This window comes from Thioclava sp. GXIMD4216, assembly GCF_037949285.1.
In the GTDB taxonomy this organism is placed as follows: domain Bacteria; phylum Pseudomonadota; class Alphaproteobacteria; order Rhodobacterales; family Rhodobacteraceae; genus Thioclava; species Thioclava litoralis.
Genome location: NZ_CP149928.1, coordinates 202,701 through 217,808, shown reverse-complemented (window position 1 = coordinate 217,808; position 15,108 = coordinate 202,701). Strand labels below are relative to the sequence as shown.

Sequence of the window (15,108 nt, the reverse complement as noted above, 5' to 3'; positions counted from 1 at the left end):
ATGAATTGTGACCATGACAACGCGCCCATCGTGGCGGGAATCGGACTGCGCCTGCCCGGCGCGCGTGGTCTGGCCGCCGCATGGTCCGTGCTCTCCGAGGGGCGCTGCACCGTCACAACCGTTTCCGCGCGCAGCTTCGATCCGGCCTTCTACCACGATCCGGCGCAGGGCCGTCGCGGCAAGACCTATTCGCTGGCCGCAGGACAACTGGACAACCTCTACCATTTCGATGCCGCCTTCTTCGGCATCAGCCCGCGCGAGGCCGCCGAAATGGACCCCCAGCAACGCCAGATGCTGGTTGCGACATGGGAAGCGGTAGAGGATGCGGGCCTTGACATGGCCGACCTGTCGGGGCCGCGCACCGGCGTGTTTATCGGGTCTTCCATCGTCGAGAACCTCTCGTCCTACTACTACGACACCGCGCGCGGCGGCTCGACCTTCACACTTGGCAACACGCTGGCCATCATCGCCAACCGGATCTCGGCTCGTTTCGATTTCGGCGGCCCGAGTCAGGTCATCGATACCGCCTGTTCCTCCGGCCTGACGGCGCTGGACACCGCCACAAAGGCGCTGTCGCGGGGGGATCTGGATATCGCCATTGTCGGCGGCGTGCATGTGCTGCGCGCACCGGGCGGCTTTGTCGGCTTTTCCCAGGCGCGGATGCTCAGCCCCAGCGGGCGCTGCAGGGCCTTTGATGCGGGCGCGGATGGCTATGTCCGTTCGGAAGCGGCGATCGCACTGGTCCTTCTGCGGCCCGAAATCGCGGCCCGCCTGCACGCACGGCACAGGGGGCGCATCCTTGCAACCGGCGTCAATACCGATGGCGGGGCCTCGCCGCTTCTGGTGCCCTCCAGCGACCGTCAGGAGACATTGATCCGCTCGGTGCTGGACCAGGCGGGCCGGGCCCCCGAAGACCTTGCCTTCTACGAGGCACATGGCACCGGCACACAGGTCGGCGACCCTGCCGAGGCGCACTCCATCGGTCGGGCGGTCGCATCGCTCAGGCGGGCTCCGCTGCTGATCGGCTCGGCCAAGAGCAATTTCGGCCATACCGAGCCCGCCTCCGGTCTGGTCGGGCTGGTCAAGGCCTTGCTGGCCATGCAGCACAGGGTTCTGCCCGCATCGCTGCATTTCAACACGCCGAACCCGAATATCGATTTCGACGGTCTCAATCTGGCGGTGGCCGCAACGCCAATGCCCTTGCCGGAGGGCCCCCTGCTGGCGGGGGTCAACGCGTTCGGCTTTGGTGGCACCAATGCCGTTGCCCTGATCGAGGGCGGGACACAAGCCACGCCTGCCCGCCGTTTCGTGCCGGTGTCATCGGGGACGCCTTGGCTGTGCCTGTCTGCCGCCTCGCCCGACAGCCTCGCAAAGCTTGCGGGGCACTGGTCGGCCCGACTGGACGCCAGCCCGCACGCCCGCGAGGCCCTTGCCGCCGCCGCCACGCGCCGCACCGCCCTGCCGCACCGGCTGGCGTTGCGCTGCGATGAAACCGCCAGCGCGCGGCTGCGCGACATCGCCCTTGGTCAGGCCGCAGCCCTTGGCGGGCGCGCGGCCTTCGAGCGCCCGCAGACCGTCTTCGCCTTTCCTGGCAACGGGGCGCAGATCATGGGGATGGGGCAGGACGCCTATCGCCATGATGCCCGTTTCCGCGACGGGTTCGACCAGATCGCTGCGGCCTTTGCACAGGAAGGGATCGACGCTCTGGCCGAGCAGCTCTTTGCCGCAGATCTCGACCGGCGTCTGGCCAGCCCGCTGGTGGCCCAGCCGCTGCTGGTGGCCTGTCAGGTGGCACAGGCGCAAAGCCTTATGGCCGCAGGGCTGCGCCCCGATGCGGTGATCGGCCATTCGGTGGGCGAACTCTCGGCGCTGACGGTTGCGGGATGCCTCACTCCCCAAGGGCTGGCGCGGGTTGTCGCCTCGCGCTCGCGCCGGTTCGAGGCGCTGCGCGGCAGCGGCGGCATGGCCGCGCTGGCCCTGTCCGAGGCCGAGGCCAGCCGTGCCATTGCCGGATTGGGGGCGCCGCTGCTGGCCCTTGCCGCCGTCAATGCCCCGCGCTCGGTCACGGTCTCGGGGCCGCAGAAGGCGCTGGAACAACTGGCAAAGGTCAGTATCGGCGGCAAACGGATTGCCATGATGCCGCTCGGGGTCGAGGTGCCCTACCATTCCCCCGCCGTCGCACCGCTGCGCGCCGCGTTCATGGCCGACATCGCGGGGCTACAGCTTGCCGCGCCGACCTGCCGGATTGCGGGATCGGCCTTGGGGCGCCTTCTGGAGACGCAGGATCTGACCGCCGACTATCTGTGGCGCAATGCACGAGATACCGTGCGGTTTTCCGATGCGCTGAAAAGCCTGTGTGCCGAAGCGCCCGCCGTGGTGGTCGAACTCTCGCCCCGTCGCCTGCTGGCGGCCAATATCCGCGATCTGGCACGGCTTGAGGGGCAGCCGCTCAGCTATTGCGCGGCGACACCCGCACAGGGCACAGAACCTGCCGAGGCCACCGTCCTGCGCTGCTGGTGCCACGGCGCGCGCATCGACCGCACGCAGCTTTCGGGCCTCCCCGAGGCCCCCCCGCCCGATCTGCCGCTTTACCCGTGGCAGGAGGTGGAACATGCCACGCAGCTTTCGCCGGACGGCTATGACGCTTGGGGGGAGGCCGGACAGAGGCATTTCGCCGGACGCAGGCCGGACCGCGAACTGCCGGTCTGGACAACCGAAATCACCCCGACCGCCCCCGAATGGCTGGCCGATCACCGGATCGGCGGGGCGCAGGTGCTGCCCGCTGCGGCGCTGGTCGAGCTGGCCCTGTCTGCCGCGCAGGAAACATGGCCCGAGACGCCGCTGACGCTGTCGGGGTTCGATCTGCTGCACCCTGCCGATATCGCGGGCGAGGGCCTCCGCCTGCGCACCAAGCTGCTGGATGGCGGGCGTGTCGGGATCGACATGCGCCCACGGCTTGCAAAAACCGACTGGACGCCGCTCGCGCGTGGCACCTTGCGCCCCGACGCGATTGCCCCGCCGCCGCGTCGGGACAGACCCACCCACGAGAGCATCCCCACCGAGGCGCTTTATACGGCACTGGCGGCGCAGGGGCTGCATTATGGTCCGGCTTTCCGACGGCTGGGCCGGATCTGGGCCGAGGAGGCCGGTGGTCTGGGCGCGACCCTTACGGGAGACCCGCCAGCGGGACAGTTCCTTTTGGACCCGACGGCGCTGGATGCCGCGTTCCACCTTCTGGCCCCCTATGCCGGACAGGTGGCTCTTGCGGGGGATACACCGCCTGCACTGGCCAAGGCCCTTGCGGCGGGTGCGGCGCTTTTGCCCACCCGTATCGGGCGGCTGACCCTCTGGCCCGAGGCCGGACCCGCGGCCACTGTGCGGCTTGTTCCGGGGCGGCTATGGCAGCGCGGACTAGAGGCGTCCTTCACACTTGAAACCGCTGACGGCCGGACACTGGCGGCGCTGGACGCGGTGGAGTTCACCCTTGCGCGGCCCGATGCCTTACCGATCGCCCCCGCCTTATGGCACAGACGCGCCGTCCGGCTGCGCCCGCCAGAACAGCCGGTCACAGGCCCCGAAAGCTGGCATGAGCCCAAGGCCGCGCTGGCCCGTCTGGGCTATGGCACGCCCCCGCCCCGCGCCGAAACGGACCTGTCCGATGCCGGAACCGTGCTGCGCCTGCACCCCGATCGCGCCAGCGACCTGCAACTGGCCATGCTTCAGGCCCGCGGGATGGACCAGCCCGATATCCGCCGCCACTCTGCGGCAACGCGCGCCTGCTGGCAGACAGCAGAGCGGCTGCTCGACGATCTGCTCGGGCAATGGCCCGCAGAAGAACGTTGCGCCCTGCTGCTGGTCGGATTGCCCCCCGGCTGGCTTGTCACCCGTCTTGCCGCCGATCCGCGCCTTGACGACCTCAGGCTGTCCCATCCTGACGAGACGGCGCGTGAAAGCCTGCGCCGCCTGTTGCCTGCGGCCTGCACGCCCCTGCTGCGCGATCCTCCCGAGGCAGGGATGTTCGACATCATGGTGACGGCCCTGCCCCATAGCCCGCCTCTCCTGACACCGCTGGCCGCAGGTGGCATTTGCGTCGCGCTCTCCACCGAGCCGGTCTGCGGGCCCCCGCCCGACGGGCGCGATCAACACGGGGCGACGCCACCGGTCGCACCACCACCGACCGAGCCGCTGTTTTACGATGGAACAGGCCCCGTGCCGGTGACCATTTCCGCCTGCCGCAGCCCCGTCCCCAAGCCCCCGCCCCTCTCCGTGGCACCAACGAGCACAGACAGGCCGGCGGCAGCCACGCCGCCTAAGGGCCCGCCCGAGCTGCGCGGGCTGGATACCGGCGGACGCAATCTACGCCTCATCGTGCGGCTGCATCAGGGCGCAGATGATCCGGTCACGGCGCTGGCCGATATGCTGGCGGAGCTGCGTCGTGCCACCTTGGATGCAGACGACATGCGCCCGCTGCGTCTGGTGGTGATGGGGGACGGCGATACAGACGGATTTGCGCAGCTGACAGCGGGTCTCGGGGCCGCCGTGATGGTGCTGCGCAACGAGGCTCCGGCAGCCGCTGCCTCACTGATTTCGGTGCAGACCGACGGCCTGCCGGACTGGGAGGCGCTCTTTGCCCTTGCCGACCGCGAACCCTGGGTCGATTGCGCCGGTTCCGCTTTGCGCGCGCCGCGCCTGCTGCCGCAGCCCCGCCCCGCAGAACCCGCCGCAGCATTGGGCCTGAAGGACAGAGCGAACGGGGCCCAGAACGGGGCCCAGAACAGGGGCCAAACCCACAGCTCGGCCTTCTCGTGGCAACCCAGACCGCGCCAACGTCCCCGCGCCGACGAGGTCGAAATCGCGGTGGCCGCGACAGGGCTCAACTTCCGCGATGTGATGCTGGCCAAAGGTCTTTTGCCCGAGCGGCTGATCCGTAGCGGGGCGTCCGGTGGCGGTCTGGGTATGGAATTTGCCGGTATCGTGCAGCGGGTGGGCCGCGATGCCCCGCTGGCGAAAGGCATGGCCGTCATGGGCTTTGCAGCCGATGCCTTCGCCACACATCTGACCGTGCCCGCAGCGGCAGTCATGCCCCTGCCCGAGGGGCTGGACCTGCATCAGGCGGCGGCCCTGCCGGTGGCCTATGTCACCGCATGGGAGGCACTGCGCGGTGTGGGGCGTGTCTCGGATGGCGACATCGTGCTGGTGCATGGCGGCGCGGGAGGCCTGGGGCTGGCAGCGATCCGTGTGGCGCGGCTTTTCGGGGCGCGGGTCTTTGCCACAGCCTCGAGCGCAGAGCGGCAGGCACTGGCGGTTGCCGCAGGGGCGGAGGCCTGTTTTGACAGCCGCACACTGGACTTTGCCGATGCGTTGCGCGCCGCGACCGGCGGACATGGGGCCGATATCGTGCTCAACAGCCTCACGGGGGAGGCGATGCTGCGCTCGGTCGAGGCACTGGCCCCTTTCGGCCGTTTCATCGAACTGGGCAAGCGTGGCTTTGTCGAGAATGCGATCCTGCCGCTCGGACAGTTGCCCGAAGAGGCCAGCTATCACAGCTTCGATCTGGACCGGCGTCTGGCGGCCCGCCCTGCACAACTGGCCGGAACGCTGCACAAGATCGGCGCGGCGCTTGCCGAAGGCCGCCTGCCCGCATTGCCGGTGACCCCTTTTGCGGCAGAAGACGCCGCCGAAGCCTTCGGGCATATGTTTGCCGCAAGACAGGTGGGCAAGATCATCATCACCCCGCCGCCACTTCCCACGGGCCCCGCCGCACCCTACCGGCCCATCCGCGACGACTGGGTGATCCTGGGTGGCACCGGGGGCGTGGGGCTGGCTCTGGCCAAAACCCTGCGCGAGAACGGGGCCAAACGGGTCCATCTGCTGTCACGCTCGGGCACGCCGAACCTTGGCAGCGGGGCGGCGGGCGCATGGGTTGCCGCCGATCAGGGCACGGTGCTCCACGCGCTGGATGGTCGCGACGCCGCCGCGCTTTCGGCCTATATGGCGCAGATCGATGCCGACGGCCACCGTCTGGGCGGCGTGATCCATGCGGCAATGGTGCTGCGAGACCGGTTGATCCGCGACCTCGACCCCGTCGAGACGGCGCTGGTGCTGCGCGCCAAACTGGGGGTGGCCCGCAGCCTTGATCAGGTGCTGCGCCAGCGGGCGGAGTCCCCCGATGCGGTGCTGTTTCTGTCTTCCGTGGCGGCCTGTCTCGGCAATCCGGGACAAGCCGCCTATGCCGCTGCCAATGCGGCGATGGAGGCGCTGGCCGAGCGCCGCCGCGCCGATGGCCACCCGGCCTCGGTGCTGGCACTGGGCCCGATCGGGGACGGGGGCGCGCTGGCACGCAATGCGGCCCTGTCGGCGCAGTTGGGACGGCTGGACGGGCTTGCGATGCTGCCGATGCGCACCGCCGTGGCAGAGATCCTGTCGACCCTGCGCGACCCCACCGCCCGAAACCGCCTTTTCGCCCCGCTGAACTGGGCGCGTCTGGCACCGCATCTACCGGCGCTTGCCGCCCCGCCTTTCTCGTGGATCGTGCCCGAGGGCGCGGCACAGGCCGCAAAACCCGGCGATCTGGCGCGCGCTCTGCGCGGCCTCGAATGGCCCGAGGCTCTGGCCCATGTCGAACGGGAACTGGCCGATATCCTATGCGATATCCTGCGCCTTCCAGCGGCAGAATATGACCCGCATCGCCCGTTGGGGCGCTATGGGATCGACTCGCTTATGGCACTGGAATTGCGGCTGGAAATCGAACGGCGACTGGGGCTGCAACTGGCAAGCTTCCCGCTGTCCGAAAGCACGACCCCCGCGCGCTTCGCCGTTGCGCTGCTGACACGCCTGCACGCACAGGAGGCGCCGGATGGCTGACGGCCCGCGCATTCTGCTGCTCCACCGCAACCAACCCGCGCAGTTCGAATTCTTCGGCAGGTGGCTGGCCCGTCGGGGCTGGCAGGTGACCTATATCCATGTCGGACCCGCCTCGGACAGCACGGATGCGCTCGGCATCCGCACGCTGCGCTTTCCGGTGGCGGCCATGGAGCGCCCCGAGACCGATTTCCGCTATGCGCTGGATTATGCCGCCGCCACCGCGATGGGGGCTGCGGTGCTGTTCGAGCATCTGCGCAATCACGAGGGCTACCGCCCCGATGTGGTCATGGCGCATGCAGGCTGGGGGATCGGGCTCGGGGTGCGGCAGATCTGGCCGCAGACCCGCTACATCGCTTATCACGAGTGGTATTATACCGATCTGGACTGGACCACCGGCAGGATCGAGCGCCCCAGCACGCCTCCCGTCGCGATGACCAACCGGATGCGGAACCTGCCGATCTCGGCCGAATTCGACAGCGCCGATGCCAACTGGTGTCCGACACAGTTTCAGGCCAACCGTTTCCCGCCCCCGCTGCGGCAGCAGATTTCCGTTCTGGCGGATGGCGTGGATTGCCGGTTCCATCACCCCGATCCGACCGCCAAGATGGATTTCGACTGGCTCTCCCTGCCCGACCGGCCAAAGCTGCTGACCTATGCGACCCGTGGTCTGGAGCCTTTGCGCGGCTTTCCGCAATTCATGATGGCGCTGGCCCGTTTGCAAAAACAGCGGCAGGATTTCCATACCGTGGTGCTGGCGCAGGACAGCGTCTCCTATGGTCCGCGCCTGCCCGAAGGAGAAAGCTGGGGCAAACGGGCGCTGGCGGCGCTGGACCTTGACCGGAGCAGGCTGCATCTGGAAAGCATGAAGCCCCGCAGCGACTATCTGCGCACGCTACAGGCCTCGAGCGCGCATATCTATTTCACCGAACCTTTCGTCACCTCCTGGTCGCTTTCGGAGGCCCTTGCAAGCGGCTGCCTTGTGATCGGGTCACGCACGGGGCCGGTGATGGAGCTGGTCGAGGACATGCAGACAGGCATTCTGGTGGACATGGACGACCCCGAGGAGGTTTCCGACATGATCGGCTGGGTCTTCGACCACCCCGAAGAGGCACAGGCGATCCGGCGGCGGGCACGGCAGCAGATGCTGGATCTCTATGACAGCGAGGCGGTCTTCCGGCGTAAGGAGGCCCTGTTGCGTCAGATGATTTCGCACGTGGCGGACACGACCGGACCCTATCAGCCCATCCTGTAAGCGCCTGTGAGGCCGGCACCGCCGCGCGCCATCTACCCGCCCGTGCAGGCCCTGCCGACACGCGGGCCGCAGCCGGAAAGACGGGCCGTGTCGCGGGCCTCTATAGCTTTGCCAGCACCTGCGCGATCACGTCACGGACACGGCGCGCGCGGGCCGGAAGCTGCCGGTTGCGGCGATAGGTCAGCCAGAGTGCGTGCCGGACCGGAACTGGCAGCACCATCACCTGAAGGCGGTGGCGCTGCGGATGGGCCTGAACCCCGCTGCGCGGCAGGATCGTGTAGCCCAAGCCCCTGAGGACAGGCGCGGGAATCTGACCGATCTGGTTGATGAAACTCCGCGCCCGGATATGTTCAGCGCCCTGAAAACTCTCCGGAAAGTTTGCGCCAAGCACCTCTTCGGCATAGGCGAACCCGTCTGGATGGGCAATGAAGCCCAAAGCGTCCAACCCTGCCAGATCCTGCGGTGGCGAGACCTGTTCCGGCAGGATCAGACACAGCTCGTCCTGCCCGACGATATCTCCGTCGAGCCGCATATGGGCGGGCGAGTGATCCACGATCCCCATATCACACTGCCCGCCCAGAAGGCCGTCGATGATACGCGGTTGCGGCATCGCCTCAAGGCGGATCGACAGGCCCGGGGCCTGCTCCATCAGATCCATGAAACGCGGATAGAGCAGCAGGGCAAGCGACCCCGAGCAAGCCACACAGACATCGCCATGATCCGGATCGTCATACTGCAACCGCCTACGCAAATCGGCCTCTTCCGTACGCCTGCGGCGCGCAAGGGCCAGAACCGTTTCTCCGGCGGGGGTCGGGGCAAAGCTCTTGCCGTCGCGCGACAGAAGCGGCTGCCCGACCTGCGCCTCGAGCTTGCGGACCTGCTGGCTGACACCGGGCTGGGTCATGTTCAGGGCCTGCGCGGCGCGTGTGAAATGACCGATATCGCAAAGCGTCGCAAAGGTTTCGAGCCAGCGGGCGTTCAACATCAGATCATTCCGGCATGTTATGAAATTCAGAATGAATGATAATTTGATGATTTTTGTGCTGCAACACATATCAACGGGACCAATCAAGGAGCTTTCCATGACCCGACCAACCCCCCGCACGTTCTCCCATATCGGCCTTTCGGTCCCCGATCTTGATCGCGCTGTCGAATTCTACCGCGATATCATGGGCTTCTATGTCATCATGGAACCGACCGAGATTGCGCAGGACGATAGCGATATCGGCATCATGTGTGATGATGTTTTCGGCGCGGGCTGGGGCAAATTCCGCATCGCCCATCTATCGACCGCCGACCGGATCGGCTTCGAACTGTTCGAATTTCCCGAAAACTACCAGCCCGAAGACACCCTGCCCTATCGCCAGACGGGCCTGTTCCACTTTGCGATTCAGGATCCCGACCTTGAAGGGCTGCTGGCCAAGATCGTGGCGGCAGGCGGCAAGCAGCGTATGCCCGTGCGCCATTATTTCCCGGGCGAGAAACCCTATCGCATGGTCTATGTCGAGGATCCTTTCGGCATCGTTTTCGAGCTATATTCGCATAGCTACGAGCTGACCTATTCGGCGGGGGCCTATAACTAAGGCCCCGCATAGGCCTGCGGCGCGACCGGCCCGATGCCGCGCGCAGGCCGCCACATCCCCGAGCGCTCAGGTCGGCGTGGGGGTATCATACCCGATTGCCGCGCAAAAGCGGGCCATTTCTTCCGCACTCGGGCGCTCGCCGATATAGACCTCGACATAATAGGGATGGCGCGCCACACGCTCGGCAAGATCCTCCTGCACCCGCATCGAGATATACCCGATCTGCACCAGATAGATCGTGCGGGCACGGACATCGGCATCTGCCGGTGCGAACCCCCAACGCAGCAACATCGCGCGAAGGGCCTCAAGGCGACGGGCATCATTGGCCTGCAACCGCGCCAGCACGGACGGATCCCGCTGCGCCCATGCCCGGACCGCCAGTTCGAGGGCGGTATCGAATTGCGCCTCCGACATGAAAATCGTGATCACGTTCAGCATCGCTTCGGGGCGGCTGGCGGCATAGCTTTCGGTGGCGGCAATCAGAGCCGCCGTCGTGGCCTTCTCCCAACGCTCCAGAAGCGCCGCCAGAAGCTGCCCGCGGTCTTTGAAAAACCAGTAAAAGCTCGTGCGCGACAATTTCAGGCTATTGGCCAGCGGCATGATCTTGACGGCATCCACCCCCTTGGCAACGAGGGCCTGATAGGCGGCATCCAACCATAGCTCGGAAGAGCCGCGCCAGCCGCGCTCGGGGGGGGGATCATCTGTCATCAGGCATTCTCGTCATGGGTGGAGGCGAATTGTCTATAAAATGTGCAATACTGTCCAGAGGCATTTCCCCTCAGGATCTACAAGGCGGCCCCATCCCGCCGGTGACCAAAAATCCGGCGCGCGCAATGAATGCCATCCGGGAATAGAGTACATTCGTGAACTCATAGTTGACACATATGAACATTTTGCCGCACCCTCCCGCTATGGCCCCAAGGCACCGCAGGGAAAGGTACCCAGATGTCGCATGATCCGCTGTTGCAGCCCTATCAGCTCAAGCATCTCACTCTTAAAAACCGTATCATGATCACCAGCCACGAACCGGCCTATCCCGAAGACGGCATGCCGAAAGAGCGCTATCGGGCCTATCATCTGGAACGGGCGAAGGCGGGGGTGGCCCTGACCATGACGGCAGGCTCGGCCTCTGTGGCGCGCGACAGCCCGCCGGTGTTCAACAATATCCTTGCGTGGAAAGACGAGGTGGTGGGCCATATGGCCAAGCTCGCGCAGGAATGCCATGACGAGGGCTGTGCGGTGATGATCCAGCTGACCCATCTGGGCCGCCGGACCCGGTGGGACAAGGCCGACTGGCTGCCCGTTGTCTCGGCGGGGCATGAACGCGAAGCTGCCCATCGCGCCTTTCCGAAAAAGCTGGAAGACTGGGACATCGCCCGCATCATCGACGATTATGTCGATGCGGCAGAGCGTATGAAGGCTGCGGGGCTCGACGGGATCGAGCTGCAAGCCTATGGCCATTTGATGGACCAGTTCTGGTCACCGCTGACCAATACGCTTGACGGGCCTTATGGCGGCTCTGTGGACAACCGGCTGCGCTTTACCTTCGACATCCTTTCCAAGATCCGCCAGCGCTGTGGCGCGGAATTTCTGGTGGGCCTGCGCTATACCGGCGATGAGGACCTGCCGGGTGGTCTGACCGAAACCGACGGGATAGAGATCTCGCGCCGCCTGCGAGACAGTGGTCTGGTCGATTTTCTCAACGTGGTGCGCGGCCATATCGATACGGATGCGGGCCTGACCGATACCATTCCGATTCAGGGAATGAAAAACGCGCCGCATCTGGAATTTGCCGGACGGATCCGTGCCGCGACCGATTTTCCGACCTTCCATGCCGCGAAAATTCCGGATGTGGCCACCGCGCGCCACGCGATTGCCAGTGGCAAGGTCGACATGGTCGGGATGACCCGCGCCCATATGGCGGACCCGCATCTGGCGCGGAAGGTGATCGAAGGCTGCGAAGACGATATCCGCCCCTGTGTCGGCGCGAATTACTGCCTCGACCGCATCTATCAGGGCGGGATGGCGCTGTGTTTGCACAATCCCTCGACCGGACGCGAAATCGAACAGCCCCACAGTATTGCGAAAGCCGAGACCGCGAAACGGGTCACCATTGTCGGGGCGGGCCCTGCAGGGCTTGAGGCGGCGCGCGTCGCGGCAGAACGCGGGCATCATGTGACGGTCTTCGAGGCGGCGGACCAGCCCGGAGGGCAAATCCGTCTGGCGGCACGGCAGGACCGCCGCCGCGAGATGTCATCGATCATCGCATGGCGTTACGAGCAATGCCTCAAACACGCCGTAACATTCCATTTCAACAGCTTCGCCGATGAAACCGATGTCGAGGCGACGCAGCCCGACGAGGTGATCATCGCGACGGGCGGCCTGCCCCATACCGAGGTGCTGGCGCGCGGCAATGATCTTGTTGTCTCGGCATGGGATATTCTTGCAGGGGATGTGAAGCCCGGACAGAATGTGCTGATCTTCGACGATGCGGGCGATCACGCAGGGCTTCAGGCGGCGGATCTTGTGTCCGCGACCGGCGCGAAAGTCGAAATAGTCACCCCCGATCGCGCCTTCGCCCCCGAGGTGATGGCCATGAATCTGGTGCCCTATATGCGCGCCCTGCAAAAACGCGACACGACCTTCACCGTGACATGGCGCCTCAGATCGGTGACCCGCGCAGGCAATCAGCTGACGGCTTGTCTCGGGTCCGATTACGGTGACATCACCCGCGAACGACAGGTGGATCAGGTCATCGTCAATCATGGCACCCGTCCTCTGGACGAGATCTATTTTGCGCTCAAGCCCCGCTCCCGCAATCTGGGCGCGGTCGATTACGACGCGCTGGCAACCGGTGGCCTGCAGGAACGGACACCCAACCCCGAGGCCGCATTCCGCCTGTTCCGCATTGGCGATGCCGTCTCGGCCCGCAATACCCATGCGGCCATCTATGATGCCTTACGCCTGATGCGCACATTATAGACCACGCCTCTTTGGCCGCGACCTCTGCCGTGGTGTCGCGGCCCTCTGCCCGAGAATGCGCGCCGTTCTACGCGTCGTCCCGCACCTTCTCGAGCCATGTCACAGCGGTTCCGTCAAGGCTTTCCTGAATGGCGATATGGCTCATGGCCGTGCTGTCGCAGGCCCCGTGCCAGTGCTTTTCTCCGGCAGGAAACCAGACGACATCCCCTTGCGAGACCTCCTCCACGGGACCGCCCTCGCGCTGCACGCGCCCACGCCCGAAGGTGATCAGGAGGGTCTGCCCCGCCGGATGGGTGTGCCATGCCGTGCGCGCGCCTGGCTCGAATGTGACATGTGCCCCCGAGCAGCGACCGGGCGCTTCGGCCTGAAACAGCGGATCGATACGCACGGTGCCGCTGAACCAGTCTTCCGGCCCCTGCATCGACGGGGTCTCACCGGAACGGGTAATTTTCATAATGCTTTCCTTTCTATGGGATTTCTATCGGACGTCCCCAGATTACAACCGGCCACCATAGACGGGAAAGACGCCAGCTTCGCCATAATCGCGGATCGTCTCGAACGCTTTCAAAACCGCCATATCTTCCGGCGTGATGGTGAAATCGAGCTGCGCATTGCGGCGCATATGGTCGGGATTGGCGGTCTTGGGCAGGGCGATCATTCCCAGTTGCAGCACATAGCGGATGCTCAGTTGCGCGACCCCCACCCCGTAGGTTTCCGCCATCGCCTGCAGATCGGGATGCGACAGGATCTGCCCGTGCCCGATAGGCGAATAGGCCTCGGCCAGCATGTCATGCCCCTGAATATAGGAAATCAGATCAAAGGGCGTGTTCGAGATATGGGCAAGGATCTGGTTGATCATCGGCTTGATCTTTGCATTTTGCAACAGATTGTCCAGATCCGCCTGCTGGAAATTCGACACCCCGATCGCGCGCAGCTTGCCTGCCTCGTAAGCCTCTTCCAAGGCACGCCATGCGGCCAGATTACCCTCGGAATAGGGATCGGCCTCATGGAAGGCGGCCCAGGGTTTCGGGCTATGGATGATCATCAGGTCGATGTAATCCAGCCCGAGCGTCTGTAACGACCCGTCAATCGCCTTCACGGCATCCGGATAGGATTTGATCTCTGCGGCCAGCTTCGTGGTCACGAAGACCTCGTCGCGCGCGATGCCACTGTCGCGCACACCCTTCCCGACGCCCGCTTCATTGGCATAGGCCTGCGCGGTGTCGATATGGCGATAGCCCAGTTCCAGCGCGGCCTGCACCGCGGCGGCCACCTCCGCATTCTCGATCATCCATGTGCCCAAGCCAAGCTTCGGGATCGCAACCCCGTTCGGCAAAGTCAGGGTTTCGGTCATTCCCATCTCGCAGTCCTCACATCATCCTATGGCGCCCGCGCAGTCTGGGCCAGCGGGCTCTGGACGGCACTTTAGAGCGATAAGCCAAGAGGGATAATCGGCGCGATACTTATAGGACTAATGAGCCAGCCGCATAAATCCTTCCTTCACAACCGCAGCGCCTCCAGCACTGCGCCAAAGGCCGAAGAGGGGCGCTGGCGGCTGGGGTAATACAGGTGGAACCCCGGAAAAGCGGGAGAAAACGTCTCGAGGCAGGACTGTAGCGCACCGCTTTCCAGATAGGGCGCCGCCAGACAGTCCGGCACCAGAGCCAGACCGTGCCCGTCAAGCACCGCAGGCAGCAGGACGCCAACCGTATTGAAACAGAGCTGCCCTGACACCTTGATACGGATGTCATGGCCCGCCGCATCCTGAAACTCCCACGCATAGAGGCCGCCATGCGTGCTGAGACGCAGGTTGATACAGGCGTGACGTGTCAGATCCTGCGGGACCTGCGGCACACCGGCTGCGGCAAAATAGGCGGGTGCCCCCACGCAGAGCATCCGCTCGTCCGGACCGATGCGCAAAGCGATCATCCCGTCACTGACATCCTCGCCATAGCGCACACCCGCATCACATTGCGCCGATGCAAGATCGGTAAAGCCGTAATCCATCACCAGTTCGAGACGGATCGAGGGGTACTGCTTCAGTAACGGAGAGAGTTTGGGCCAGAGCAAGGTCTCGATCGCATATTCGGTGGCCACGATCCGCACCGTACCTGTCGGATGTTGCCGCCCCTCGTCCAGCGCCCGCAACCGCGCCTCGATTGTCTCGAAACAGGGGGTCAATGTGGCCAGCAGGTCCTCGCCTTCCAGAGTCGGTGCCACAGAGCGCGTGGTCCGCGTCAGAAGGCGCAACCCAAGCCGGTGTTCCAGTGCCTTGATGGTGTGGCTCAGCGCCGATTGCGAGACATTGAGCCGCGCCGCCGCCCGCGTGAAGCTGCGCTCTTCGGCAACCGCGGCCAAAGCGATAAGGTCCTGAATATTCTCGCGCAGCATCCTGATCTCCTTCGCGGGGGCGTCTTCCGAAGGATA

9 protein-coding genes are annotated in these 15,108 nt (G+C 65.3%); 4 read left to right on the top strand and 5 right to left on the bottom strand.

The window, feature by feature from the left end:
- On the top strand, nt 1-6,864 hold the full coding sequence (locus tag WDB88_RS16355; RefSeq protein ID WP_339110044.1) for an SDR family NAD(P)-dependent oxidoreductase: 6,864 nt from the start codon (nt 1-3) through the stop codon (nt 6,862-6,864).
- Nucleotides 6,857-8,116, top strand: a complete 1,260-nt coding sequence (locus WDB88_RS16350; RefSeq protein ID WP_339110043.1) for a glycosyltransferase — start codon at nt 6,857-6,859, stop codon at nt 8,114-8,116. Before WDB88_RS16355 ends, WDB88_RS16350 begins: the two co-directional genes overlap by 8 nt.
- 100 nt (nt 8,117-8,216) lie before the next feature.
- Here WDB88_RS16350 and WDB88_RS16345 read toward each other — a convergent pair whose 3' ends face one another.
- Nucleotides 8,217-9,101, bottom strand: a complete 885-nt coding sequence (locus WDB88_RS16345) for a LysR family transcriptional regulator (protein ID WP_339110042.1) — start codon at nt 9,099-9,101, stop codon at nt 8,217-8,219.
- 97 nt (nt 9,102-9,198) lie between these two features.
- Here WDB88_RS16345 and WDB88_RS16340 point away from each other — a divergent pair, with 97 nt between their 5' ends.
- Nucleotides 9,199-9,699, top strand: a complete 501-nt coding sequence (locus WDB88_RS16340) for a lactoylglutathione lyase family protein (protein ID WP_339110041.1) — start codon at nt 9,199-9,201, stop codon at nt 9,697-9,699.
- A gap of 66 nt (nt 9,700-9,765) precedes the next feature.
- Here the strand turns inward: WDB88_RS16340 and WDB88_RS16335 are convergent, their stop codons facing one another.
- Nucleotides 9,766-10,407, bottom strand: a complete 642-nt coding sequence (locus tag WDB88_RS16335; RefSeq protein ID WP_339110040.1) for a TetR/AcrR family transcriptional regulator — start codon at nt 10,405-10,407, stop codon at nt 9,766-9,768.
- 237 nt (nt 10,408-10,644) lie between these two features.
- On the opposite strand from WDB88_RS16335, the gene hpbA reads away from it, so the two are divergent.
- Nucleotides 10,645-12,681: an N-methyl-L-proline N-demethylase HpbA gene (gene hpbA / locus WDB88_RS16330; protein WP_339110039.1), complete on the top strand. Its 2,037-nt coding sequence runs from the start codon at nt 10,645-10,647 to the stop codon at nt 12,679-12,681.
- Nucleotides 12,682-12,748: 67 nt separating this feature from the next.
- Here the strand turns inward: hpbA and WDB88_RS16325 are convergent, their stop codons facing one another.
- The 3 genes from WDB88_RS16325 to WDB88_RS16315 form a co-directional block, all read right to left on the bottom strand.
- A complete protein-coding gene (locus WDB88_RS16325) occupies nt 12,749-13,135 on the bottom strand; it encodes a cupin domain-containing protein (protein WP_330629582.1) in 387 nt (128 codons plus the stop codon).
- Between the two features lie 42 nt (nt 13,136-13,177).
- The gene (locus tag WDB88_RS16320) at nt 13,178-14,041 is read right to left on the bottom strand and encodes an aldo/keto reductase (protein ID WP_339110038.1); all 864 of its coding nucleotides are present in this window, start codon (nt 14,039-14,041) and stop codon (nt 13,178-13,180) included.
- A 140-nt stretch (nt 14,042-14,181) separates the two neighbouring features.
- Nucleotides 14,182-15,072, bottom strand: a complete 891-nt coding sequence (locus WDB88_RS16315; protein ID WP_330629579.1) for a LysR family transcriptional regulator — start codon at nt 15,070-15,072, stop codon at nt 14,182-14,184.
- Between the last annotated feature and the right edge of the window lie 36 nt (nt 15,073-15,108).

Coding starts and splice junctions, on each gene's coding strand:
- WDB88_RS16355 (WP_339110044.1), top strand. CDS start 1: ATGAATTGTGACCATGACAACGCGCCCATCGTGGCGGGAATCGGACTG.
- WDB88_RS16350 (WP_339110043.1), top strand. CDS start 6,857: ATGGCTGACGGCCCGCGCATTCTGCTGCTCCACCGCAACCAACCCGCG.
- WDB88_RS16345 (WP_339110042.1), bottom strand. CDS start 9,101: ATGTTGAACGCCCGCTGGCTCGAAACCTTTGCGACGCTTTGCGATATC.
- WDB88_RS16340 (WP_339110041.1), top strand. CDS start 9,199: ATGACCCGACCAACCCCCCGCACGTTCTCCCATATCGGCCTTTCGGTC.
- WDB88_RS16335 (WP_339110040.1), bottom strand. CDS start 10,407: ATGACAGATGATCCCCCCCCCGAGCGCGGCTGGCGCGGCTCTTCCGAG.
- hpbA (WP_339110039.1), top strand. CDS start 10,645: ATGTCGCATGATCCGCTGTTGCAGCCCTATCAGCTCAAGCATCTCACT.
- WDB88_RS16325 (WP_330629582.1), bottom strand. CDS start 13,135: ATGAAAATTACCCGTTCCGGTGAGACCCCGTCGATGCAGGGGCCGGAA.
- WDB88_RS16320 (WP_339110038.1), bottom strand. CDS start 14,041: ATGGGAATGACCGAAACCCTGACTTTGCCGAACGGGGTTGCGATCCCG.
- WDB88_RS16315 (WP_330629579.1), bottom strand. CDS start 15,072: ATGCTGCGCGAGAATATTCAGGACCTTATCGCTTTGGCCGCGGTTGCC.